This is a genomic window from Roseobacter sp. HKCCD7870 (genome assembly GCF_037830315.1).
Classification (GTDB): Bacteria; Pseudomonadota; Alphaproteobacteria; order Rhodobacterales; family Rhodobacteraceae; genus M30B80.
Map to the genome: position 1 here is coordinate 1,596,168 of NZ_JBBLYO010000001.1, position 23,558 is coordinate 1,619,725.

The 23,558-nt window shown below is 55.9% G+C and carries 24 protein-coding genes, 1 pseudogene and 1 riboswitch; of the genes and pseudogenes, 20 read left to right on the forward strand and 5 right to left on the reverse strand.

Annotated elements, in window-relative coordinates; translation table 11 throughout:
- Nucleotides 1–9 precede the first annotated feature (9 nt).
- The 3 genes and pseudogenes from AAC637_RS08060 (at nt 10) to AAC637_RS08070 (ending at nt 1,129) form a co-directional block, all read left to right on the forward strand.
- Complete coding sequence (locus AAC637_RS08060; RefSeq protein ID WP_445322718.1) at nt 10–447, forward strand: L,D-transpeptidase family protein; 438 nt, start codon at nt 10–12, stop codon at nt 445–447.
- 115 nt (nt 448–562) lie between these two features.
- Nucleotides 563–801 (forward strand): annotated as a pseudogene (locus tag AAC637_RS08065) (L,D-transpeptidase); the annotation flags it as partial.
- A gap of 148 nt (nt 802–949) precedes the next feature.
- On the forward strand, nt 950–1,129 hold the full coding sequence (locus AAC637_RS08070) for a hypothetical protein (protein WP_340303063.1): 180 nt from the start codon (nt 950–952) through the stop codon (nt 1,127–1,129).
- A gap of 62 nt (nt 1,130–1,191) precedes the next feature.
- On the opposite strand, the gene rlmN is transcribed toward AAC637_RS08070, so the two are convergent.
- Together rlmN and AAC637_RS08080 are read right to left on the reverse strand one after the other, a co-directional pair.
- A complete protein-coding gene (gene rlmN / locus AAC637_RS08075) occupies nt 1,192–2,379 on the reverse strand; it encodes a 23S rRNA (adenine(2503)-C(2))-methyltransferase RlmN (RefSeq protein WP_317656998.1) in 1,188 nt (395 codons plus the stop codon).
- A 74-nt stretch (nt 2,380–2,453) separates the two neighbouring features.
- Nucleotides 2,454–2,984, reverse strand: coding sequence for an invasion associated locus B family protein (locus tag AAC637_RS08080; protein WP_340303064.1), 531 nt, complete (start codon nt 2,982–2,984; stop codon nt 2,454–2,456).
- Between the two features lie 173 nt (nt 2,985–3,157).
- Between AAC637_RS08080 and AAC637_RS08085 the strand changes: the two genes are divergently transcribed.
- Nucleotides 3,158–4,180, forward strand: coding sequence for an asparaginase (locus AAC637_RS08085; RefSeq protein ID WP_340303065.1), 1,023 nt, complete (start codon nt 3,158–3,160; stop codon nt 4,178–4,180).
- A 126-nt stretch (nt 4,181–4,306) separates the two neighbouring features.
- Here AAC637_RS08085 and serA read toward each other — a convergent pair whose 3' ends face one another.
- Together serA and AAC637_RS08095 are read right to left on the reverse strand one after the other, a co-directional pair.
- Complete coding sequence (serA, locus tag AAC637_RS08090; RefSeq protein ID WP_340303066.1) at nt 4,307–5,902, reverse strand: phosphoglycerate dehydrogenase; 1,596 nt, start codon at nt 5,900–5,902, stop codon at nt 4,307–4,309.
- Between the two features lie 78 nt (nt 5,903–5,980).
- Nucleotides 5,981–7,135, reverse strand: a complete 1,155-nt coding sequence (locus AAC637_RS08095; protein ID WP_340303067.1) for a phosphoserine transaminase — start codon at nt 7,133–7,135, stop codon at nt 5,981–5,983.
- Between the two features lie 260 nt (nt 7,136–7,395).
- Here AAC637_RS08095 and AAC637_RS08100 point away from each other — a divergent pair, with 260 nt between their 5' ends.
- Entirely contained in the window at nt 7,396–7,863 is a 468-nt protein-coding gene (locus AAC637_RS08100; protein WP_340303068.1) for a MarR family winged helix-turn-helix transcriptional regulator, read from the forward strand.
- Here the strand turns inward: AAC637_RS08100 and AAC637_RS08105 are convergent.
- The gene (locus tag AAC637_RS08105) at nt 7,860–8,666 is read right to left on the reverse strand and encodes an alpha/beta hydrolase (protein ID WP_340303069.1); all 807 of its coding nucleotides are present in this window, start codon (nt 8,664–8,666) and stop codon (nt 7,860–7,862) included. The genes AAC637_RS08100 and AAC637_RS08105 overlap by 4 nt on opposite strands.
- A gap of 181 nt (nt 8,667–8,847) precedes the next feature.
- Between AAC637_RS08105 and AAC637_RS08110 the strand changes: the two genes are divergently transcribed.
- From AAC637_RS08110 to AAC637_RS08180, 15 genes are all read left to right on the forward strand, one after another.
- Nucleotides 8,848–9,795, forward strand: a complete 948-nt coding sequence (locus tag AAC637_RS08110; RefSeq protein ID WP_445322719.1) for a metal ABC transporter solute-binding protein, Zn/Mn family — start codon at nt 8,848–8,850, stop codon at nt 9,793–9,795.
- A gap of 16 nt (nt 9,796–9,811) precedes the next feature.
- The gene (locus AAC637_RS08115) at nt 9,812–10,603 is read left to right on the forward strand and encodes a metal ABC transporter ATP-binding protein (RefSeq protein ID WP_340303070.1); all 792 of its coding nucleotides are present in this window, start codon (nt 9,812–9,814) and stop codon (nt 10,601–10,603) included.
- Nucleotides 10,604–10,614: 11 nt separating this feature from the next.
- A complete protein-coding gene (locus AAC637_RS08120; protein ID WP_445322720.1) occupies nt 10,615–11,793 on the forward strand; it encodes a metal ABC transporter permease in 1,179 nt (392 codons plus the stop codon).
- A complete protein-coding gene (locus AAC637_RS08125) occupies nt 11,790–12,707 on the forward strand; it encodes a metal ABC transporter permease (RefSeq protein ID WP_340303072.1) in 918 nt (305 codons plus the stop codon). Before AAC637_RS08120 ends, AAC637_RS08125 begins: the two co-directional genes overlap by 4 nt.
- Before the next feature lie 73 nt (nt 12,708–12,780).
- A riboswitch (cobalamin riboswitch) is annotated at nt 12,781–12,981 on the forward strand.
- 143 nt (nt 12,982–13,124) lie between these two features.
- Nucleotides 13,125–14,951 (forward strand): TonB-dependent receptor plug domain-containing protein, encoded by a 1,827-nt coding sequence (locus AAC637_RS08130; protein WP_340303073.1) that lies wholly within the window; start codon nt 13,125–13,127, stop codon nt 14,949–14,951.
- Nucleotides 14,952–14,967: 16 nt separating this feature from the next.
- Entirely contained in the window at nt 14,968–15,759 is a 792-nt protein-coding gene (locus AAC637_RS08135; RefSeq protein WP_340303074.1) for an ABC transporter substrate-binding protein, read from the forward strand.
- A gap of 5 nt (nt 15,760–15,764) precedes the next feature.
- Nucleotides 15,765–16,754: a FecCD family ABC transporter permease gene (locus AAC637_RS08140; protein ID WP_445322729.1), complete on the forward strand. Its 990-nt coding sequence runs from the start codon at nt 15,765–15,767 to the stop codon at nt 16,752–16,754.
- On the forward strand, nt 16,751–17,515 hold the full coding sequence (locus AAC637_RS08145; protein WP_340303076.1) for an ABC transporter ATP-binding protein: 765 nt from the start codon (nt 16,751–16,753) through the stop codon (nt 17,513–17,515). The genes AAC637_RS08140 and AAC637_RS08145 overlap by 4 nt, the downstream gene beginning before the upstream one ends.
- On the forward strand, nt 17,512–18,183 hold the full coding sequence (locus AAC637_RS08150) for an adenosylcobinamide amidohydrolase (RefSeq protein WP_340303077.1): 672 nt from the start codon (nt 17,512–17,514) through the stop codon (nt 18,181–18,183). The genes AAC637_RS08145 and AAC637_RS08150 overlap by 4 nt, the downstream gene beginning before the upstream one ends.
- Nucleotides 18,180–18,794: a MotA/TolQ/ExbB proton channel family protein gene (locus AAC637_RS08155; protein ID WP_340303078.1), complete on the forward strand. Its 615-nt coding sequence runs from the start codon at nt 18,180–18,182 to the stop codon at nt 18,792–18,794. The genes AAC637_RS08150 and AAC637_RS08155 overlap by 4 nt, the downstream gene beginning before the upstream one ends.
- The gene (locus tag AAC637_RS08160; RefSeq protein WP_340303079.1) at nt 18,791–19,198 is read left to right on the forward strand and encodes an ExbD/TolR family protein; all 408 of its coding nucleotides are present in this window, start codon (nt 18,791–18,793) and stop codon (nt 19,196–19,198) included. Before AAC637_RS08155 ends, AAC637_RS08160 begins: the two co-directional genes overlap by 4 nt.
- Nucleotides 19,195–19,620 (forward strand): ExbD/TolR family protein, encoded by a 426-nt coding sequence (locus tag AAC637_RS08165; RefSeq protein ID WP_340303080.1) that lies wholly within the window; start codon nt 19,195–19,197, stop codon nt 19,618–19,620. The genes AAC637_RS08160 and AAC637_RS08165 overlap by 4 nt, the downstream gene beginning before the upstream one ends.
- Entirely contained in the window at nt 19,617–20,369 is a 753-nt protein-coding gene (locus tag AAC637_RS08170; RefSeq protein WP_340303081.1) for an energy transducer TonB, read from the forward strand. Before AAC637_RS08165 ends, AAC637_RS08170 begins: the two co-directional genes overlap by 4 nt.
- Before the next feature lie 64 nt (nt 20,370–20,433).
- On the forward strand, nt 20,434–21,102 hold the full coding sequence (locus AAC637_RS08175) for an ABC transporter ATP-binding protein (RefSeq protein ID WP_340303082.1): 669 nt from the start codon (nt 20,434–20,436) through the stop codon (nt 21,100–21,102).
- Nucleotides 21,099–23,549, forward strand: coding sequence for an FtsX-like permease family protein (locus AAC637_RS08180; protein ID WP_340303083.1), 2,451 nt, complete (start codon nt 21,099–21,101; stop codon nt 23,547–23,549). Before AAC637_RS08175 ends, AAC637_RS08180 begins: the two co-directional genes overlap by 4 nt.
- The last annotated feature ends 9 nt before the right edge of the window (nt 23,550–23,558 follow it).

Consider the following 23,558-nt stretch of genomic DNA (forward strand, 5'->3'; position numbering starts at 1 on the left):
AGCGGGTGCGTGTCAAAGTCAATTCCGACTTATACAGGCCCTGAAGTAACGCGCATTGTCCTCAACAAAACTGAGCGCGAATTGATGCTGTTGCATAATGACCAAGTACTGCGCAGCTATGATGTAGAACTGGGCTATGCACCCGAAGGGCATAAGCAATTCGAAGGCGATGGTCGCACGCCAGAAGGACGATATTACATCGACCGCCGAAATCCCAATTCGGTCTTTTACCTGTCGATCGGACTAAGTTATCCCAACGCCCAAGACCGCGCCTTCGCGCGCTCGCACAGCCGATCACCCGGGGGCGATATTTTCATCCACGGAACACCGGCGAGAGTGATGTTTCGCAATGATTGGACTGCGGGGTGTATTGCCGTGTCAAACGCCGAAATGCGTGAGATTTACTCAATGGTGAACCTACGCACACCGATTGACATCTATCCGTGATCCGTCACCCACGGAGGCCAAAATGCCGTGGTCGATTTTACACAGACATTTCGCGAGCATGGATCGATGCGGCTGCAGTCAATCCACTATCAAGCCCCGGCGCAGGGGCGTGGGCGGAGGCACACAGAAGATTGACCGCGTAAAAGGCCCCGATTGGAGCCAAACCCCCGCCATGAAGGAATACCACCCTGAATGGCTCGGTTATGTGCCCCTGGCCCAGATAACCCGTTAGGAACGCACGACACGCGCAAGATCGGTCGGCGGTCGTCAAACGGATTAATTGGGCTTTATAACGAACATATTGCAGAACTTTACAATTTGGCGCGCATTGGCACGCAAGTGTTGCTAATTTGACGACACCACAAAAATCGCAAAGACGAACTGATGCGGATTCCATTGCATTTTGCGTGCAATCCTGAATACAGAGATAATTAACAGGTACAGCCTTGGGTGCCCGTATAACACGCAATAATGCGCATTTTAGCGTATCTTGGAGGATACAATGAAGAAACTCGCACTCGCCGCCGTTCTCTCGGTTGCCGCAACTGGCGCTTTCGCTGGTGGCACCCCTGCTCCAGCAATGGAGCCCGCAACTATCGCAAGCGACACTTCGTCTTCTGCTGGTGGCGTTCTCGTTCCAGTTCTTGCTCTGATTTTGCTTGCAGCAGCAGCTTCAAACTAATTTAGCCTTCGGTTGCAGAACAAAGGACGGCTTCCTGGTCAGGGAGCCGTCTTTTTTATGCCTTAGGCTTCACCAATCTCGGCGGCAATTTCAGCGCGTGATTTGCGCGCGCGTTCAGTCGCAGATTTCAACTGACCACAGGCCGCCATGATGTCTTCACCACGGGGCGTGCGAATGGGGCTGGCATAACCCGCCTTGTAAATAATATCTGCAAACCGCTTGATCCGCGCCCAATCTGACCGCTGATAAGGTGCGCCAGGCCATTCGTTGAACGGGATCAAATTGATCTTCGCGGGGATGCCTTTGATCAGCTTGATCAACCGATGCGCATCTTCGTCACTGTCATTCACATCCTTAAGCATCACATATTCAAAGGTAATCCGCTCAGAATTTGAGGCCTTTGGATATTGCCGCAAGGCCTCAAGCAACTCCGCGATAGGCCATTTTTTGTTGATCGGAACGAGACGATCGCGCACCTCGTCTGTCGTGGCATGAAAGCTGATGGCCAACATACAACCGATTTCCTCGGCACAGCGTGCAATTTCTGGCACAACGCCACTGGTCGAAAGGGTAATACGGCGGCGGCTGAGGCTGATCCCTTCGCCGTCCATTGCGATTTTCATCGCATCGCGCACCGCATCAAAATTATAGAGCGGCTCACCCATGCCCATTAGCACGATATTTGAGATCAAACGAGGCCGCTCGCCATAGGCCTCGCCTGGACGCGGCCAATCATCCAAATCATCGCGCGCCATCATGATCTGCCCAACAATCTCCGCCGCCGTCAGATTGCGCACCAGTTTCTGAGTGCCAGTGTGACAGAAAGAACATGTCAGGGTGCAGCCAACTTGGCTTGAAATACACAATGTGCCGCGATCTTCTTCGGGGATATAGACGACCTCAACCTCATGGCCGCCCGCAATCCGCGCCAGATATTTCCGCGTGCCATCGCTTGAGATTTGGCGGCTGACCATTTCAGGCAGGCCAATGTAAAAATTTTCTGCCAATTCAGCGCGATAGGACTTGGCAAGATTGGTCATCCCGTCAAAATCCCGCGCCCCCCAGACATAGACCCATTGCCAGATTTGATTAACCCGCATCTTGGCCTGTTTCTCGGGCGTGCCTGCTGCGATTAGGGCCGCGCGCAATGCATCACGGCTGAGGCCAACGATATTTGTCAGGCCTGTTTCGGGCAGTTTGCGCGGAATGGTCAAAACATCCTGCGTGATTGGGGCGCTGGCTTGGGTCATCTTCATTGTCCTTTGAGGCGGCGGCACACATAGCCGCAAATCCGCCTCAAAGCAAATCAAAGAACATGTTTGGCTTAATTGCCTTGGCAGCGTGTTTCAGCATCCTCAACCGCAGCGGTAAAGCCCAAGAGCGAGAATGTATCCTCTGTCTGCGTGCCGCGGCTAGAGCGAGCGGTCAAAACCGCTTCTGCGCCGCGCTTCATCGCGGTCACAATGGATTGGTCATCCTGCGGGGACGCGGCCCATGCCATCTCCCCTTGGGTAAACAGCGAATAAGTCGCATCGCCAATTTCCATCTCAACAGTGGAATTTTCAGCAAAAGGATAGCCACCGGTAAAGGATACCTCAAACCGGCGATCTTGATTCGGCCAGAAACTTACAAACAGCAAAATTTCGCCGCGGTTCACCGAAACTGGGTTTCCATCACGGGTATTGACGGTTTCGCGCGGCGCACTCACAACCCAACACACGGCAGGGTCAGATTGGACAAAGACACTCCAATCCGTTTGCGCGTTAACACGGTTATCCGATGTCTCTTGTGCGATGGCTGCGGGCGTGAAAGCCAACGCTGCTGCCACCAAAACTGCTATTCTACGACCAGCCATTGCCGATACGCCTCCTGATCTGCTTGTTACTGCCTCAAGCGCGAGATGTATGTCGCCATCATCCCTTCTATTGCGCCTTTACCATTACTCGGACGCAGAATAACCTGAAATCACGATCCCGCGAAAGCCCTTCGCGCGTGAAACTCCAAAATCTTGATCAAAAGGAAGCGCTCATGCCCCAGCCAGATGATACGGCGGAAATTCTCGTTGAATTGCATCGCGGCCCTTTTGCCGAAAGCCAACATCGCGGCCATGCAGTTGTGGTGGATCATGCAGGGACAATGTTGGGGGCGTGGGGCGATCCGTCCAAAATTATTTTGCCCCGCTCAAGCAGCAAGATGATCCAAGCCTTACCTCTCATTGAAAGCGGTGCGGCGGATCACTTTGGCCTGAGCCAAGCGCATCTGGCTTTGTCTTGTGCCTCCCATAATGGGGCAAAGGTGCATACAGATATGGTCGCGGCATGGTTGGATCATTTGGGCCTTCAAGAGGCAGATTTGCGCTGTGGCTCACAAATGCCCGATGATCGCGCTGCGCGAGAGGATTTGATCAAATGCGACTGTGCGCCAGATCAGGGGCATAATAATTGCTCGGGCAAACATTCAGGATTCTTGACGCTGAACAAACATTTGGGCGGCGGCAGCGAATATATTGAAGCTGATCATCCCGTGCAAAAAGCGGTTCTTGAAGCCTTTGAAGATGTGACAGGCGAAACCAGCGCAGGCTATGGGATTGATGGCTGCTCTGCCCCAAATTTTGCCTGCTCCCTTTTGGGGCTTGGTCGGGCGATGGCGCGTTATGCAGGTGCAAACCCTGATGGCGCGGCCCGCGAGGCGGCAATGGCAAAACTGCATCGCGCTATGGCCACCCACCCCATTTTGGTTGCGGGTGAAGGGCGCGCCTGCACCGACCTGATGGAGGCGATGGGGGGTCGCGTTGCGGTGAAAACAGGGGCCGAGGCCGTTTTTGTGGCAATCATTCCCGAAAAGAAAATCGGCATTGCCATTAAAATCGAAGATGGCGGCACCCGCGCCTCAGAAGCCGTGATCACGCAATTGCTGATCGGGGCTGGTGTGTTGGATGCAGCCAGCCCCGTTGCAAAACGCTTCACCCATGGCCCAATCACAAATCGCCGTGATGTCGAAACAGGTTTTATTCATCCTGTCGCAAGCCTAAAAAATTGGCGGTTATCCTGAGCCTTTGCCCACATTTTTAGGTAAACAGGTCTGCGTCGGATTGTTCAGATTTGCAGAAAAAACTTCCAAAAAACCCGCCTCCCAGGACGGGAGGCGGGACAGCAATTTGCAGATATCTTGTGCAGATTAATGTGCGCTAAAGCGAAGCGGGCGCACCTGTTGGAACAACCCAGTCGCTTTGAGTGCGTCAACCGCAGCAGCGGGGGGTTGTTCGTCCAGATACAGCATTGCAATCGCCTGATGCCCTTTTGAAGCACGGCCCAAGGTGAAATTGGCGATGTTGACGTTCATCTCTCCCATCGTGCGGCCCAATGTGCCGATGATGCCAGGAACGTCCTCATTGGTAGTATACAACATATGTTCACCGATCTCAGCATCAATGTTGATGCCTTTGATCTGAATGAAACGTGGCTTGCCATCCGAGAACACCGTGCCTGCAATAGACCGCTCTTTCGAAGCTGATTTCACATTGAGGCGAATATAGCCATCAAACACGCCTGATTTATCCTGTGTGACAGTCGATAATTCAATCCCGCGCTCTTTGGCGATAATCGGTGCGGATACCATATTCACATCAGGGTTGGTCGCCTTCATGACACCTGCAATCGCGCCACAATTCAGCGCCTTGAGATTCATATCTTTCACAACGCCGTTATAAGTGATCTCGATTGTCTCAATCGCATCTTCGGTCAACTGACCAACAAAACTGCCCAGATGCTCGGCCAGCTTCAACCATGGCCCCATGACACGCGCTTCTTCCGCTGTCACAGAGGGCATGTTCAGGGCGTTGGTTACGGCACCTGTCAGCAGGTAATCCGCCATTTGTTCGGCCACTTGCAGCGCCACATTTTCCTGTGCCTCAGTCGTGGCAGCGCCCAAGTGCGGGGTCACGACCACGTTTTCAAGATTGAACAATGGGTTCTCGGTTGCAGGTTCTTCTTTGAAAACGTCAAAGGCGGCGCCTGCCACATGGCCTGATTTAATCAATTCAGCCAAAGCAGCCTCATCCACCAAACCACCGCGGGCGCAGTTGATGATGCGCACACCTTTCTTGGTTTTGGCCAAATTTTCAGCCGATAGGATATTCGCGGTCTTCTCGGTGAAGGGTACATGCAGCGTGATGAAATCAGCGCGCGCCAACAGCTCGTCCAGTTCTACCTTGGTGACCCCGATTTGCGTGGCGCGTTCTTCAGAGAGGAACGGGTCATAGGCCACAACCTTCATCTTGAGGCCAAGCGCACGTGAGCAGACGATCGCCCCAATATTGCCCGCGCCAACAACTCCCAAGGTTTTGCCTGTCAGCTCGACCCCCATAAAGCGGGATTTCTCCCATTTGCCCGCATGGGTTGAAGCATTCGCCTCAGGGATTTGGCGCGCAACGGCAAACATCATCGCGACCGCGTGCTCTGCGGTGGTGATGGAGTTGCCGAACGGCGTATTCATCACGATGATGCCTTTTTTCGAGGCTTCGGGGATATCCACATTATCTACGCCGATCCCTGCGCGTCCAATGACCGTTAGGTTATCGGCAGCCGCGATGATCTTTTCGGTGACTTTGGTCGCAGAACGAATTGCCAAACCATCATATTGGCCGATGACCTCAAGCAGCTTGTCTTTGTCTTTGCCAATGCTCGGGTCAAAGGTCACATCAATGCCGCGATCTTTGAAAATCTGAACGGCTGCATCCGAGAGTTTATCGGAAATCAATACTTTAGGAGCCATGATAGGGCCTCATATGTTCGAAATGGGAAAGGGTCTGGCCGCAGGGATCACACCCGCATTGCGGCCAGAAAAAGGAATTTAAGCCGCAGCAGAAAGCGCCGCGATTTCAGTTTCAAACGCCCAATCAAGCCATGGCAGCATGGCTTCGATATCGGCGGTCTCCACCGTGGCACCGCACCAAATACGCAGACCCGCAGGCGCGTCTCGGTAGGCCCCAATATCGAGCGCGATACCTTCGCCTTCAAGACGTTTTGCAACCGCCTTGGCGAAGGCTACGCCATCCGTAATGCGCGGATCCGTGAATTTCAGGCAAACGCTGGTGTTCGAGCGTGTCGCGGGATCTTCGGCCAGATTGTCAATCCAATCGCGAGACGCGCAGAAATCGAGAATCGCCTGCGCGTTCGCGTTGGCCCGTGCCATCAAAGCGGGCAATCCACCGATGGATTTGGCCCAATCAAGCGCGACCAAATAATCTTCAACGGCGAGCATGGACGGGGTGTTGATCGTTTCCCCCTTAAAGATGCCCTCAATCAATTTGCCGCCTTTTGTCATGCGGAAAATCTTGGGCAATGGCCATGCAGGTGTGTAGCTTTCAAGCCGCTCAACCGCGCGCGGGCTGAGGATCAACATACCATGGGCCGCTTCACCGCCCATCACCTTCTGCCAAGAGAAGGTGGTGACATCGAGCTTGTCCCACGGCAAATCCTGCGCAAAAGCCGCCGAGGTTGCATCGCAAATGGTCAAGCCCGCGCGATTGGCAGGGATCATGTCGCCATGGGGCATCTTTACACCCGAGGTGGTGCCGTTCCATGTGAACACAACATCTGTGTCATAATCGACCGCGCCCATGTCAACGATCTGGCCATAATCGGCGTTCAGAACAGTCGCATCGAGTTTCAGTTGTTTGACAACATCACTGACCCACCCTGCACCGAAGCTTTCCCAAGCTACCATTGTGCAGGGGCGCGCACCCAAGAGCGACCACATGGCCATCTCAACCGCGCCTGTGTCAGAAGCGGGCACGATGCCAATGCGATAGTCAGCAGGCACGCCCAGAATTTCACGAGTCTGGTCAATCGCGGCAGCAAGCTTTGCCTTGCCAATCGCAGCACGGTGCGACCGACCCAAAGGGGCGTCAGCCAGTTTATCCAATGTCCAGACGGGGGGTTTGGCGCAGGGGCCAGACGAAAAACGCGGATTAGCCGGCCGCGTTGCCGGAGTGGTCAAAGCCATGATGTGATACCCTCACAGATATATGCCCCTCGTTGGGGAGGGGTGTCCCGCCTGCGCTGCTATACTTATGTCGCACGGCGCGCAAGTCGGAAAATACATCAAAAGAGTCGTAGTTGATGACCGGCGCAAACACCCAAGAGCGGAGATGCAGAGCGCAAAAATAAACAAGCAACCCAATGTCTTTAAATTGTGACAACCATATGTAAGATTTAATTTACAGGTTTTCCTTGCGCCAGCGGAGTATTTCGCGCTAAAGATGAGTGATAGATGCTTATTCACGCCTTGGGTGCAAAGTGGAAGATTTCTCACAAACACGCCAGTTCAGCCTCAAGGATTTTGTGCCTTTTCAAATGGCTGTCATCGCTAACGCCCTATTTCAGAACCTGATGCGGGATGCAGATTTACAGGTTCCAGAATGGCGCATCATGATGGCTTTGCCTGAGAATCAACCCTGTTCCTCGCATGATCTATGCATTTTGACCGCGATGGATGCTGCACGCGTCAGTCGCGCACAGCGCCGCCTCGAAGACCTCGATATGATCAATGTTTCGACCGATGCAGTGGATCGCCGCCGCTTGGTGGTGCGCCTGTCCGAAAAAGGGAATGAGGAAATCCGCCGCCTTCAAGCCGCCGCTCTAGAAGCCGAAACCGATCTTCTAGACCGCCTCGGCCCTGATGAACGCGCCCAATTGCGCACAGTCGTCACTGATCTGTACGCGCGCGGCTAATCGCCCAAGATTTGCTGCAACAGCCGCCCATCTGGCCGCTCTAATTCCTCGATCACATCGAAATGATGCAAGCCCGCGAGATGCATCGCTTCAATTTCAACACCAGCGCCGTGCCAAATATTCGCCAAAAGATCAATTTGACGGATGAATTCGGGCCGCTCATCGCCCCCCACGGCGGCAACGAATCGCGCCGTCTTTCGCGGCAGCAACAATGCGGGGCTTTCCCGCACGGCTTCCTCTAGGGTCAAACGCAGGTCTTGGTTGATCTCTGTGTTCAGCAGAGGGCGTAAATCATGCACGCCCGAGATTGACATCACCTGAACCACGCGAGCGGCGACTGTGTCGGGCAAAACGCCTTCGCACATCATGCGGGTGGCCAAATGCCCGCCTGCCGAATGGCCCGTGATTCGGATTGGCCCCTCCACCAAACCCGCGGCATGGCAAACAGCGCGCATCATTTCATCGGTGATTTGAGAAATCCGCGCCTCAGGTGCGAGCGTGTATGACGGCAGGGCCACCGCTTGCCCCGCGTCTCGCAGGGCGCGGGCCAAATGGCTAAATTCGCGCGGCGAGAACCGCCGCCAATAGCCACCATGAATAAAAATAGTCAGACCTTCGGGGGCGCCATCGGGCATGAATAGATCAAAATAATGGCGCGGGCCCGTCCCATAGTGATGCGTGACGGGCGGATAAGCCGCGCGAAAACTGGCTGCGGCCTCTGTCCAACGTGTGATGAACCCATCTGCATCAGGGATATAGGCCCCGTTTTGATAGGCATCATCGAAATCCGTAATCTTAACCATGGCCACCTCGTCTGCGTGATTTCGCCTCACTTTTGCACAGGATAAGAAATTGGCAAGGGCAAGCTCTAGTTGCGAGTTATTCGCAATTCCTTGACTTTTTGCGAATGATTATCAATATCATAATTGTGGCGGCAATGATGGCCCGCAAGGGCCTATGTCTTTCGATATTGGAGAAACCTTCATGCGTTTCCTACGCATTTTGACAGTGATGCTGCTGCCCTTTCTGGCCACCCCGGCTCTTGCGCAATCTGCACCCATCAAAGTGGTCGCTACCACAGGGATGATCGCAGATGCCGCCAATCAGATCGGAGGCGATTTAATCGAATTAAAGACCCTCATGGGTGCGGGCGTTGATCCGCATTCTTTTCGGCAAACCCGTTCGGATATTCTGGCATTAATGAATGCGGATCTGATCCTATGGAATGGGCTTTATCTTGAGGCGCAACTTGAGCCGCTCCTGCTTGATCTTGCGCAATCCCGCACTGTTGTCGCGGTGGCAGAGGCTATCCCACAGGACACATTGAGCAGTCATCCAGAGTATGAAGATCGATTTGACCCCCATGTCTGGATGGATCCGACCCTATGGCGTACAGTTGTTTTAGCAGTGCGCGACGCATTGAGCGCATCATATCCCGAAGGCGCGGCGATTTTCGAAGCGAATGCCGCACAGCATTTGGCCGAAATTGATCGCCTAGCCGCCTATGCCCAAAGCAGCCTCTCAAGCGTTCCCGAAGCAGCACGGGTTCTGGTCACAGCCCATGATGCCTTTGGCTATTTTGGCCGCGCTTTTGATTTCGAGGTTTTGGGCATCCAAGGTATCTCGACCGCATCAGAAGCAGGGCTTTTGCAAATCTCAACCTTGGTCGACACGCTGGTGGCGCGCCAGATTGGGGCCATTTTTGTAGAAAGCTCTGTATCTGACCGCAATATTCGCGCCCTCCAAGAAGGTGCGGCTGCCCAGGGTCACGCGGTCGCCATAGGGGGCGAGCTTTATTCAGACGCTATTGGGCCAGAAGGCAGCTATGAAGGCACCTATATCGGGATGTTGGATCATAACATCACCACCATCACCCGCGCCCTTGGGGGCACAGCCCCTGCAGGCGGAATGAATGGCGCGTTAACCCCTTAGCGGCAAGGAATTGGCCATGTTACGGCTTCATCAGAACGACCAACCCCTCGACCCGCAAAGCCCGCTGGCCATACGCGGCCTCAGCGTTAGCTATGGAGAAAAGCCCGCGCTTTTCTCGGTCGATCTCACGGTGGCACCCCGCTCGATGACGGCCATCATCGGGCCAAATGGCGCAGGCAAATCGACCTTACTTAAAGCGGCGCTCGGGGTCGTTCCGCGTCTCTCGGGGCAAGTGTCGATTTTCGGACGCGCACTGGCCTCTGAACGTCACCGCATTGCCTATGTGCCACAGCGCGCCAGTGTCGATTGGGATTTTCCTGCGAATGTGCGCGATGTGGTCTTAATGGGCCTTTATGGAAAAATAGGGCTTCTGCGCCGCATCCGCCGTGACGATCAGGCCATAGCCGAGGATGCTTTGGCACGGGTCGGGATGCAGGACTTTGCCCCTCGTCAAATCGGCCAATTGTCAGGTGGACAACAGCAGCGGGTCTTTCTGGCCCGCGCCTTGGCCCAGAATGCTGATCTTTACCTTTTGGATGAGCCTTTTGCAGGTGTAGATGCTGCGACCGAAGCGGCGATCATTGCCGTTCTCAAAAAGCTGAAAGATGCAGGCAAAACGGTTGTTGCGGTGCATCATGATCTATCAACTGTCACCGCATATTTTGACCATGTCGCGATGATCAACACACGCCTCATTACAGAAGGCCCTGTGGCCCAAGCCTTTACTACCGCACATTTGCAAGAGGCCTATGGCGGGCGATTGGCAACAGCGCAAATCGATCGATTGCGGGAAGCGGGTCACTATTAGACATGGGAATTATGGCCTTCACACTGACCTATAATGTCGCTTTGGTGATGTTTGGCGCGGGCGTTTTGGGCCTTGCCGCAGGGGTGACAGGAACATTTATGTTTCTGCGCAAACGCGCCTTGCTATCGGACGCGATCAGCCACGCCACCCTGCCTGGCCTCTGCGGGGGGTTTATGGTGATGGTCGCCTTGGGCGGAACTGGGCGCGCATTAGAGGGCTTATTGCTTGGCTCTACGATCAGCGCGGCACTTGGCCTATTGGCGGTTAATTTTCTGAAATCCCGAACAAGATTATCCGAGGACGCCGCAATTGGCGCGGTCTTGTCGAGCTTCTTTGGGTTGGGGGTCGTTATGTTGACCCTCATCCAAAACATGAGCGCTGGCCGCCAAGCAGGCCTCGACCAACTCTTACTCGGCTCAACCGCTGCAATGCTGCGTGAAGATGCTGAAATGATTGCAATCGGGGCCGCGTTGGTTTTCATGGTGGGCCTTGTTCTTCATCGGGCGATGACCCTCACGGCGTTCGATGAAAACTTTGCCCGCGCGTTGGGATTGAACGTGCCCCTGATTGATGCGGCGGCCATGGCATTGGTTTTAGCCGTAACCGTTGCGGGGTTGAAAATCGTGGGTCTGATCTTGATCGTTGCCTTGCTGATCATCCCCCCTGTCACCGCGCGTCTCTGGAGCAACCGCGCCGCCTATATCTGGCCCATTGCGGGCGCAATTGGCGGGTCATCGGGCCTGATTGGCGCGGGCCTTTCAAGCCTTGCCCCCGATTTGCCCACTGGCGCCATTATCGTTTTGGTGGCAGCCGGATTTTTTCTCATTTCGCTTTTGGTTGCGCCCGCACGCGGGGTCTTGGCCTCAGCGATGCGGCACCGCAAATTTCAACGCCGCGTTCATCGCAGACAGGGCTTGCTTGCCTTGGCCCAAGGCTATCGCATTCTGGAGCCCTATACCCGCAAGCTTTTACAGCGCGAAGGTTATGTGCGTGCCGATGGAGTGATGACCGAACGCGGCCAGTCTGCAGCCACAGCAGCACAGCGCGATGAGGCGCGTCTGGCCTATTTGCGCAGCAAACCCGATTATGCCGAATTTCTGTCGCGCCATGACGGGTTGAGCGACCTATCCCGCGCCTTCACCCGCGATGAGTTGGCCCATATCGACACAAGATTGGAGGACGCGTCATGAACGGCGCTGAATTCGTGCCCCTTTCGCTTCCGCCGATTCTCATCGGCATTTTGGCGGCAATCGCCTGCGCCCTGCCTGGAAATTTTCTGGTGCTGCGCAAGCAGGCTTTGATTGGCGATGCCATCAGCCATGTCGTTCTGCCAGGGATCGTGCTGGCCTTTTTGGTGACACAAGCCCTAGACGCTTGGGCGATGCTTTTGGGCGCAGGTGCTGCGGCCCTCTTCGCGGTCGTGATGATTGATGTGATCAAACGTGTCTCGCGCATTGAGGTGGGCGCAATCATGGGCGTGGTATTCACCACATTATTTGCGCTTGGTGTTTTACTTCTCGAGCAAAGCAGCGCGTCTTCAGTTCATTTGGATATCGAACACGCTCTGATGGGAAACCTTGAAAGCCTGATCTGGCTTGAGGCGCGGGGATGGGCCTCGCTGCTTGATCCTGTGGCGCTTGCGGCCCTGCCACCAGAACTGCCTCGTCTGGCCCTGACTTTGGCACTGATTATTGTGCTGTTGATCCTCTTTTGGCGGCCTTTGACCCTATCAACCTTTGATGAAGGCTATGCCGAAAGCCTTGGCTTACCCGTGCGCGCCATCAGTCTTGGCCTTGTGATGGTCGCGGCTTTGGCCGCCGTCACGGCCTTTGATGCCGTAGGCTCTATCATCGTGATCGCGATGTTCATATGCCCCGCCGCCGCCGCGCGTTTGATGACCGATCGTTTACGCAGTCAAATTTGGTGGAGCGTGGGTTTTGCCACGCTCTCGTCAAGTCTGGGATATGTTTTGGCGGGATATGGCCCGCTTTGGATCGGCCTCGAGAACTCCGTCAGCGCCGCGGGTATGATTGCAGCAGTTTCGGGATTGATCTTGGCGCTTACCGCCGTGTTCGGCCCAAAACGGCGCGCAGCCACCGCCTAAGCCTAAGACAGTTTGCCGCCGCTTTCCCGAGGCAGACAGTCGCTTTCACCCTTGAGTTGCAGGGCTCCAAAGGTTACACCGATCTCGCTTCGGTCTCAATGTTGGTGACAACATTGGGTGAAAAGGGAACGCGGTGTAAATCCGCGACTGCCCCCGCAACTGTAAGCGGCGAGTGCGATTGGCATATGCCACTGCGGCCCCAGATGGGCCACGGGAAGGCCCGATCAAACAATGACCCGCGAGTCAGGAGACCTGCCGAGGTGATCACCCTGTCCAAGCGCGGTGGGCGCAGCGGGCAACGGACAATTCCGTAGTGGTGGCACAAATCACCGTCTGCGGAAGGGCCAACCCTCCAATGACCATTCACTTTTGCGCAAGGCATGTGCCTTGCCACCCATTCGTAATTGGAGAGCAAAAATGCGCCCCTCTTCCACACTGAGCCTCGCCGCGCTGTGCGCAGGTCTCGCCGCCACACCCTTGGCCGCACAAAATGTATTCACCCTTGATGAATTGGTCTTTTCCGCAAGCCTCACCGATGTCGCGCGGGATCGGACGGGGGTTAGAGTGAGTCGCTTAACCGCGCGCGACTTGGCCAATGGCGGTCGTCTGCAATTCTCTGAATTTCTCGAAACGCTCGCCGGTGTCAACGTAACGCAATCAGGCCCCATCGGCACCAGCGCAACCCTCCGCATTCGTGGCTTGGACAGCAAATATATCCCTGTCCGGATCAATGGAATTGACGTGACGGATCCGTCCTCAACGCAGACGCAATTTGATTTTGGAAAGTTGACCTCTTCTGGAATCGCCTCGGCTGAGGTTCTTTACGGATCACAGTCTGCAATTCTTGGTTCTGGGGCCATTGGCGGCGCGGTTAACATCACGACAGTCGATGCGCCTGACGAAATTGGTAGCGAGATTGGTTACAATCTTGAGGTGGGCAGCTTCGAAACAATGCGCACAGGTTTGACTTATGGAACCCGATTTGAGCGCGGGTTCTTAGCCGTGAGCCTGAGCAATACAAATACAGAAGGCTATTCAGCCGCAGATGAGAACGCAGGCAACGCGGAGGCGGATGGATTTGAATCGACCGACTTGAGCCTGCGCGGCGAGTATCAGGCGACAGATACTCTAACATTTGGCGCCAGTGTTTTGGCGCAGAATGCCAATTTTGAATTTGACGCATCGGGCGGTGTTGGTGGGGACGCTGCACGTTTCAGCGAGTATGAACTGCTTGCAGCGCGTCTTTTTGCGCTCGCTGATTTTGGCAGCAGCACCCATGAATTTGGAATTGAAGCCTCGCGCACAACCCGCACTGATCCCTCTGCGCCCGCTGGACGGCGCTTCTTGTTTGAGGGGCAGCGCGAGAAACTAACCTATTTGGGGGTGCAATCGCTAGACAATGGTGACACGATCAGCATTGGCGCGGAGGCCATGACGGAGCGGTATTTTTCTACCGATAATACAAGCCCCATCCACGCCGATTACGAAAGCAATTCTGTTTTTACAGAATGGCTCACCTCACCCCTGACAGACCTTGATATCTCAATCTCTGCGCGGTTGACCGACAATTCCGACTATGGGTCAAAAACCACTGGTCGCGTTGCGATTGCATGGCAAGCGGGCCCATCAAGCCTTCTGCGCGCCTCCCTTAGCACGGGGTTCCGCGCACCTTCATTAAACGAGCTATATGGGCCATTTGGCGCGAACGCCGCCTTGCAGCCAGAAACCAGCCAATCCGCTGAAATCGGATTTGAACACGTCATAGGCAGAATAACCTTTGAAGCAGGGCTGTTTCAGACCCGCATTACGGATTTGATCCAATATACCACAGGTTATAACCAAGTGCCTGGAACAAGTCGCACCGATGGGTATCAGTTGGGCCTCTCTTACATCTTCCTGAATGATGCAAAAATTGATCTGAATTATACATCCACAGATGCCCGCGCGGCAGATGGCGCAAGGCTCGCCCGCGTGCCGCGCCATGATGTATCGTTGAGCGCGTCCACGCCCTTGGGGCAACGAACCACTGCGGGCCTGTCGCTGCAATCAGTCTCTGATCGCCTTGATACGACAACACCGCTTGAAGACTACACAGTTCTCAACGCCAACCTGACCTACACCTTGGCCAATGGTGCTGATCTGTTCATGCGCATTGATAACCTAACAGATGAGCAATACCAAACCACCCGCGGTTACGGCACATCCGACCGCGCATTTTATATCGGGGTTCGTGGCACGTTTTAGGCTCATATCGCTTTGCATGGCGGCGCTGATGGTTACCAGTGCCGCCGATGCCCAAACCGCACCTTTGCGTGTGGTGTCTATGAACCTTTGCACCGATCAACTGGCCATGATGCTTGCCGATGAGGGGCAGTTGATCTCGGTGTCCGATATTGCGACCGATCCCAATATGTCACCTATGGCAGGGGCGGCGCGGGCCTATCCCATCAACCACGGGCAGGCAGAGGAAATCTTCCTCATGCGCCCTGATCTGGTCGTGGCGGGGCGATATTCCGATCCTGTGGTCTTGGATATGCTGCGCCGCCTTGGCATTGCCACAGTGCAGATTGATATTGTCTCCAATCTTGATCAGGTCAGTGACCGCATTCGCGAGATGGGGGAAATTCTTCACCAAACCGCCCGCGCGGGCGAGTTGGCAGATGCATTCGAGGCAGATTTGACACGATTACGCGCGGCGCCGACTGGCCCGCGTGCAGCGTTTTACTACCCCAACAGCTATAGCCTTGGCACAGGCACGCTCAGCCATGAAATCATCACGATTGCAGGGTTTCGTCACATTGCCGAAGAAATGGGGCGCAGCCGATCAGGGCGGCTTGATCTGGAATTGTTAACATTGGCGCAGCCCGATCTGCTCATCCATGCCGAGCTTTATTCAGGCAACTCCCGTTCCGAAGAGGTCATGTCACATCCCGCCCTCGCCCATCTTGGCGCGATGCGCACGCAATCCAATGCGGATTGGGTCTGTGGCACCCCTGTCGTCCTGCGCGCGATCCAAGATTTGCGCGCCCTTCGCGCGAGGATGGAGGGATGAGCGGGGTGTCGCAAAAACTGCTTTTCACAGGTCTTGGCCTGATGATGGGGCTTTTGACTTTGGCCTCGCTCTTGATCGGCCCCGCTGGGTTTTCTATTGCCGACAGCCTTTCCGCGCTCTTCGGCGACACAGGCGATGCTGTCAGCCTTGTGATGCAAGAAATCCGCCTGCCGCGTGCCTTACTTGCGATCATGGTTGGGATAAGTTTGGGGCTCTCAGGGGCGGCCTTGCAGGGCTATCTGCGCAATCCATTGGCCGAACCTGGATTGATCGGTGTATCCTCCTCGGCCGCACTGGGGGCAGTGGTCACCTTACAAACGGGTCTGGCCGCACAGATGATGTTTGCTTTGCCGTTTTTTGGGCTCTTCGGGGCAGGCGTTGCCGTGGTGCTGCTGCTGCTTTTGGCGGGGCCACGGGGTGGGTCACTTACCCTTATCCTTGCAGGGATCGCAATCAGCGCGTTGGCTGCGGCCCTGACGTCACTTGTGTTGAACCTGTCGCCAAACCCTTTTGCAACGTCCGAAATCGTCTTTTGGATGTTGGGATCATTGGCAGATCGCAGCTTTTCTCATATCACCATTGCCCTGCCCTTTATGGTGGTGGGATGGATATTGATCTTGTCCACGTCACGCGGGTTAGATGCGTTGATCTTGGGCGAAGATGCGGCCGCATCCTTAGGGATCAACCTGACCCGCTTGCGGTGGGTTTTGGTTTTAGGGGTCGCGGCCTGCACAGGGGCGGCGACATCCGTGGTTGGGGCGATTGGATTTGTCGGGCTCGTTGTCCCGCATATTCTTAGGCCATTTGTGGGCGCACGCCCCTCACGGCTTTTGCCCGCATCGGCGCTTGGGGGCGCGGCACTTGTCTTGGCAGCAGATATCGCCGCGCGCATTATCCTGCCCGATCGTGACCTAAAATTGGGTGTGGTCATGGCCATCATCGGCGCGCCCGTTTTCCTGCATTTGATCTATCGCACAAGGCGGGCCGAGCTATGACCACATCATGTCTCAGCTTGCAGGATTTTACTGTCTATCGCGGGGAATGCCCTGTTGTGGATCAGATCAGCACTGAATTGCGGGCAGGCGATTTGGTTGGCCTGATTGGCCCCAATGGCGCAGGAAAGACCACCTTGATGCGTGGCGCGCTTGGACTTTTGCCGCATCAAGGCCACTCATCGCTGAGCGCATTGCCAGTCAATGCGCGCGCCCGTGCTGTCGCATGGCTGCCGCAAACCCGCGAAATTGCATGGCCTGTATCAGTGGAAACCTTGGTTATGCTGGGCCGCGTTCCACATTTAGGCGCGGGGCAATCCCCACGGGCCGAAGATCACGCCGCCGTCTCTGACGCCTTGGCCGCAATGGATTTGACGGGGTTTGCCACCCGCCCTGCCACGGCCCTGTCAGGCGGTGAGCAGGCGCGCGTGCTTATGGCGCGGGCACTTGCACAAAACTGCCCGCTGATCATGGCCGATGAACCCGTTGCAGGGCTTGATCCGCGTCACCAGATTGCCACGCTGGCGCATCTGCAAAGCCTGACGCAAAGCGGCAAGGCCGCGCTGGTCTCGCTGCATGATCTGGGCCTTGCGGCGCGGTTTTGTGATCGATTGATCCTGATGGATCGCGGCCAAAAAATTGCAGAAGGCCCGCCCGAGGAAGTGTTGACCGAAGATCATCTTCGCCGCGTTTTCGGCATCACTGCGCATATCACCCGATCAGAACAGGGCCTGATCTTTCAAGCCTTGGAGGTTGTCGAATGACCGCGACCCTGACTCATCCATGGCTGATTTGGCATCTCGGCAAACCGCATGCCTGTCTCAGCTTTGCCCCCTATCGGGGCGGTTTCGTCTCTGCCCAACAGATTGCGTGGCGCGAGGTGCGCAATGCAGATTTGCAGCCCGATTTTGATGTGATCTCGTGGTTGGAGGGCCAAGTTGACGAGAGACTTGACCAAGCGGATCAGGCAATCGCGATGCTGACATCGCGCGATATCCACTTTCACCATTTTGACACGGCAGTGGTTGGTCAGACAAAAGCAGAGGCATTGGTGACCCTTGGCCTGTCAAATGCCGAACGCATCGGCCATCGCCGCCTTGCCCACCCCGAGGAGTATGGCACGATCAACATTGCTGCCCGTCTTAATCAGTGCCTGAGTGAAACCGCGATGATTGAAGCACTGACCATCATGGCCGAGGCGCGCACAGCCGCCGTCATGGAGGCGCGCTATGAGGTCATGGTCAGCGGCGCGCCCGTCATTGCCACAGGAACAGGCACGGATTGCCTGACCTTGGCCTGCGTCCAAGGCGAAGATCGGCACCACGCCTATGCAGGACTGCACACAGAAATCGGTCACGCATTGGGACGCGTGGTTTATGATACCGTGCGGACAGCCTGCGACACCTATCTCAGCGAAGAGGCAACGGCATGATCGAATTACTTCTCAAAGGCGGCCCAATCCTTATGTTGATTGCAGCGCTTTCGGTGGTCAGCCTTGCTGTGATCCTGTGGAAGATCAGTCAGCTTTTGCGCCTTGGCGCGCTTCGCTCAGGGCAAAACACCGATGCGGCAATCTCGCAGTGGTGCGCAGGTGAGGATTTCAGCGTCGTGCTTGCGGCGCGTAGCGGGATGCGCGCAGAATTTGCCCGTGATGCGATCCGCCTGCGCGAAAGCCCCGACTGGGATGAAAGCAGCCGAAAGGAAGAAATTGCCCGCATCGCCCGCGCGCGGCTTCAAGAGATCAGCGCAGGGTTGCGTGCCTTGGAACTGGTTGTGACGATTGCGCCACTTTTGGGCCTGTTGGGCACGGTTTTGGGCATGATTGACGCGTTCCAAGCCCTTCAGCTTGAGGGCGGGAATGCCGACCCTGCCACGCTTGCAGGGGGGATTTGGGCCGCCCTTTTAACCACCGCCGCAGGCATGGCCGTGGCGATCCCAGTTGCGATGTGCCTGACATGGTTCGACACGATCCATGACAAAATGCGCCACAGCTTTGAAGATATCGCCACGCGTATTTTTGCAATCAAAGGCCCAGCGGCATGAGGTTAGACTTTCACCAACCCCGCATCGGCAGACGCAAGGCTAGCCTTGCGCCGATGATTGATGTGGTGTTCCTGTTGTTGATTTTTTTCATGCTCGCCGCACAAATGGGCCGCGACAGCACCGTATCGATGCGTCCCGCCGCGCCCACCGCAAGCACCACCATGATTTATGAAGGCCCGCCGCGTTTGGTTACACTCGGGGCCGATCATCTAATGCTCAATGGGCAGGTCATAGATGCCGCTGATCTCATCCCCGCATTGCACAACCTGATCCAAGAAGATGGATCAGAAGCCGCACAAAAAATCATTCTGCGTCCTGAGGCGGGTGCAACGGTTCAACAGTTGTTATCCTTGATGGCTGCGTTGCGGGCGGGCGGTTTAGACAATCTTGCGGTGATTGAATGAGACTTGACCCCGCACAAGGCCGCAGCAGACGACACTTGGCCGATCTTGATATGGTGCCGATGATCAATGTCGTCTTTTTGCTTTTGATCTTCTTTCTCACCAGCGCAACCTTACGCGCCAAGCCGCCTGTGGAACTGACCCTGCCCGTGTCACCCTTAGCCGAAGCATCAGATCCCGCGCGCGAGGCGGTGCTGTATATCGCGGCGGATGGTTTGTGGCACTATGGTGCCGAACAGGGCCGCGCGGCTGTGTTGGCGGAACTTCGGTCGGCTCTGTTACGGGGCGCAGAGACTGAATTTACCCTGAAACTTGCGCTGGATGCCACCTTACCCGCCCAAGATCTGGCGCGCGCTTTGGCAGATTTTGCCGCGATTGGTGTGGGGCGTGTCGACCTCATCACCCGCGCAGGGGGTGCCCTATGATCCGACTTGGCGCGCAAATATTTGGGTTTCTTACCCTATCGCTTGGGCTGCATCTGGGTGCTGCTACTTGGATTGGCGCAGGGGCGCCGCAAAACATGGTCGGGGATGAAGCGGCAGGCGATCACGGGCATGCGCAACTGTCGCTTTCGGCGGCCCCGCAAGATTTGGCGGCCCTTGTTGATCAATGGTCACGGCCGCCCGAACTCAGCCAAGTCATACCGGACGTTCCACCGATGGCTGCCCCACTTGCGCCCATGCGCCCAGAAATTGCACCGCTTGCACCGCCAAACCTGACCGAAAGCCGTCCTGAGTTGGCACCGCAACTGCAAGAGGCGGCACCCGCGCTAGAACCTGAGGTTCCAAACGCGCCAACGCCCACCGCCCCCGCACCGCGCCCTGCAACACGCGCAAGCGGTGGGGCCGAGGCCGCACCAACCACCACAACCGCCGTCACAAACAGCGAAGATCAGGATGTGATCATGCGCTTGATGTCCCATTGGGGCAGCGGAATTTTACGTCAATTAGAACGCAGCCCCAGCCGCCCACGCGGGCGCGGCGCAGCAACCTTGCGGCTTGTGATTGATGCCGATGGCCGCCTTCATGATGTTCGAATTCTGGCGGGCACGGGCCAAGCTGATTTGGACACAGCCCTCTTAGCTTTTGTGGCAGAGGCAAGCCCATATCCACCCGCACCAGACGGGATTCGCGCCGCACGATATAATTTCGATCTGCCCTTGCGCCTGCGCTAGCCCGCCGCGCTGTGCAACGGGGCAAAACGGCCTATGTTTTGTCACGACAGCTCACGGGTGAATTATGCTATTAGAACTGCGCAATGTCTCAAAATCCTTTGAGAGCGGTGAAGGTCAGGTCACTGTCTTGAACGACCTGTCCTTACAACTGAGCGCAGGCCAGAGCCTTGCATTGACGGGGGAAAGCGGGGCGGGAAAGTCTACCCTGCTTCACTTGGTGGCAGGTCTAGAACGGCCCGATCACGGCGAAATTCTGATCAAGGGCCAAGATATTACGAAATTGGATGATGGGGGCTTGGCCGCCATTCGGCGTCAGTCGATTGGTCTGGTCTTTCAACAGTTCAACCTGATCCCCGCTTTGACCATTGGTGACAACCTTTCCTTCCAAGCGCGGCTCGCGGGTCGATATGATCGCGATTGGATCGCGCATCTATCACAAAACCTAGGCTTAGAGACGCTTTTGGCGCGCTATCCAGAGGAGATTTCAGGCGGACAACAACAGCGCGTTGCCGTTGGCCGTGCCTTGGCACTTCGCCCTGACCTTATCCTTGCGGATGAGCCAACGGGAAACCTTGACGAAGAAAATGGCCAAACGGTGCTATCACTTTTTTTACGACTGATCGCAGAAAGCGGGGCGGGTCTTTTGATGGTCACCCATTCGGCGCGCATTGCCGCCGCCTGCGAGACGCGCCGACATCTCTCACGCGGGCAGTTGCAGGCATTCGATCCATGAACCACGCCTTGATCCTGACCACCCTATCGGCGCTTTTGAGCCATTGGCGCAGACATCCTTTGCAGGTTTTTGCGCTGATTGCGGGGCTTGCACTGGCAACGGCACTGTGGTCGGGGGTTCAGGCCCTCAACGCTGAAGCGCGCGCAAGCTATGCCCGCGCCGCGAATTTATTGGGACAAGATCAATTTGACCGCATCTTGCGCCAAGATGGCAGCGCTATGGATCAAGCGATCTTTTCCGAATTGCGCCGCGCGGGCTATCTTGTTTCACCGCTTCTTGAGGCACGGCTTGGCTCTGGCCCAAATGCTTTACGTGTGCTTGGGATTGACCCTCTAACCTTGCCAGTCGCAGCACTTCCCGAACGCCTGCAATCTGGCAGCATCCCCGTGACGGATATTCTTCTGGGCGGTCAGGTGTTGATGACATCAGACACGGCATCCCGCGGCCTGCCCCCTGATTTGACCGAGCACGCGCGCACAATCTTGGGCAATGCCGGCTATGATGACACGCTCGCAACGGGCTTGGTCATCGGCGACATCGCAACAATCGCACAGCTTGTGGGTGAGATGGGGCCAACCGCGTTGATTGTCTCAGCACCCCAGCCTTTTGGCCTTGCGCAGATTGACACTTGGCTTGCCTCACGCGGTGACTTGATCCTTCAGCAGGCCGAAACCAGCAATGATCTGGCACGCCTGACAGATAGCTTTCATCTCAACCTAACGGCCTTTGGCTTTCTTGCCTTTGCTGTGGGTTTGTTCATCACCCACGCCACCATTGGTCTGGCCTTCGAGCAACGCCGCACAAGCCTGAGGGCCTTGCGCGCGCTTGGCGTGCCATTAGGTGGGTTAATTGTGCTCTTGGCTGGAGAACTTGGGGTTTTCGCACTTGTGTCAGGCATCCTTGGTCTTGGTTTAGGGTATGGTTTGGCAGCAACTCTTTTGCCAGAGGTTTCCGCAAGCCTTCGGGGGCTATACGGCGCCGATATCGGCGCAGTGCTGCAATTTGATCCGATGTGGGCCGTTGCTGCCCTAGCCATGTCCGTGATCGGGGCCGCGATTGCGGGGGCATCTGCGCTTTGGCGGGTGGCTCGCTTGCCGATCTTGCGATCAGCGACACCGAATTCATGGGCACAAACCAGTGCCGCCTTACGCCTTATCCAAGCCCTTTTAGGCCTAGGCCTTTTGGTCCTATCTGGCCTTGTTGTGATCTTTGGCAGCGGCCTGATGATGGGGTTTATCGGTTTGGCTGCGCTCTTATTGGGGGGTGCTTTGGTTTTGCCCTTTGGCCTATCGGTGCTTTTGGCGGGCATCGCAACACGGGTCAGGGCCCCGTTTATGCACTGGGCCTTAGCTGATATGCGTATGTCTTTGCCTGCCTTATCCCTATCTTTGATGGCGCTTTTATTGGCGCTTTCAACGAATATTGGCGTATCCACCATGGTTGGCTCGTTTCGAGCAACCTTTACAGGCTGGTTGGATCAACGGCTTGCGTCCGAGCTGTATTTGACCACCGCTTCACCCGAACAAGCAGCGCGTATCACCGACTATCTTACACCGCGTGTTGACGCGATTTTGCCCTTCGCCCTAACAGATATGCGATTTGGAGGATTGCCCGCCGAATTGCATGGGCTGGTGGATCACGCCACATATCGGGATCACTGGCCATTTCTCGAGGCCCTGCCTGACGCGTGGTCACAGATGGCCGAAGGTCAAGCTGTTGTGATCAACGAACAACTCGCCCGCCGCGAAAGGTTGGAGCTGGGTCAAGATTTTGATGTAACCCCAAGCCTCACCCTGCCAATCCTTGGGATTTATTCAGATTATGGAAACCCCGAGGGGCAGGCGATCATTGGACTTGATCTGTTTAAGACGCTCTTCCCCGAATCCCCGCCTTTGCGCTTTGCGCTGCGCACTGATCCTGCAACGGTCACAGATTTAGCGGCAGACATCACAGAGGCTACAGGCCTCTCTCCGCAATCCATGATCAATCAAGCGGCGGTGAAAGACATCTCGCTACAGGTGTTCGAACAAACTTTTCAAGTGACCTACGCGCTGAATGCGCTGACCCTTGGGGTCGCAGGGTTCGCCATGTTCACAAGCCTCTTGACCCTGTCTGAAATGCGTCTTGCGCAAATAGCTCCGATCTGGGCTGCAGGACAACGGCGGCGGAACCTTGCCTGGGCCGAATTTTTGCGGGTTATCGCCTTTGCCAGCTTCTGCGCCATTTTTGCGCTGCCTTTGGGTTTTGCTTTGGCACATTACCTTTTGGCCATCATCAATGTTGAGGCCTTTGGATGGCGCCTGCCACTGCAAGTCTTTCCTGCGGATCTGATCAAACTATGCGCTTTGGCGGCAGCGGCTGCGGCGATTGCCGCCCTATGGCCCGCATGGCAATTGGCGCGTCTCTCACCCCAGCGATTGCTTGGACTATTCGCCCATGAACGCTAGGTCGCTACT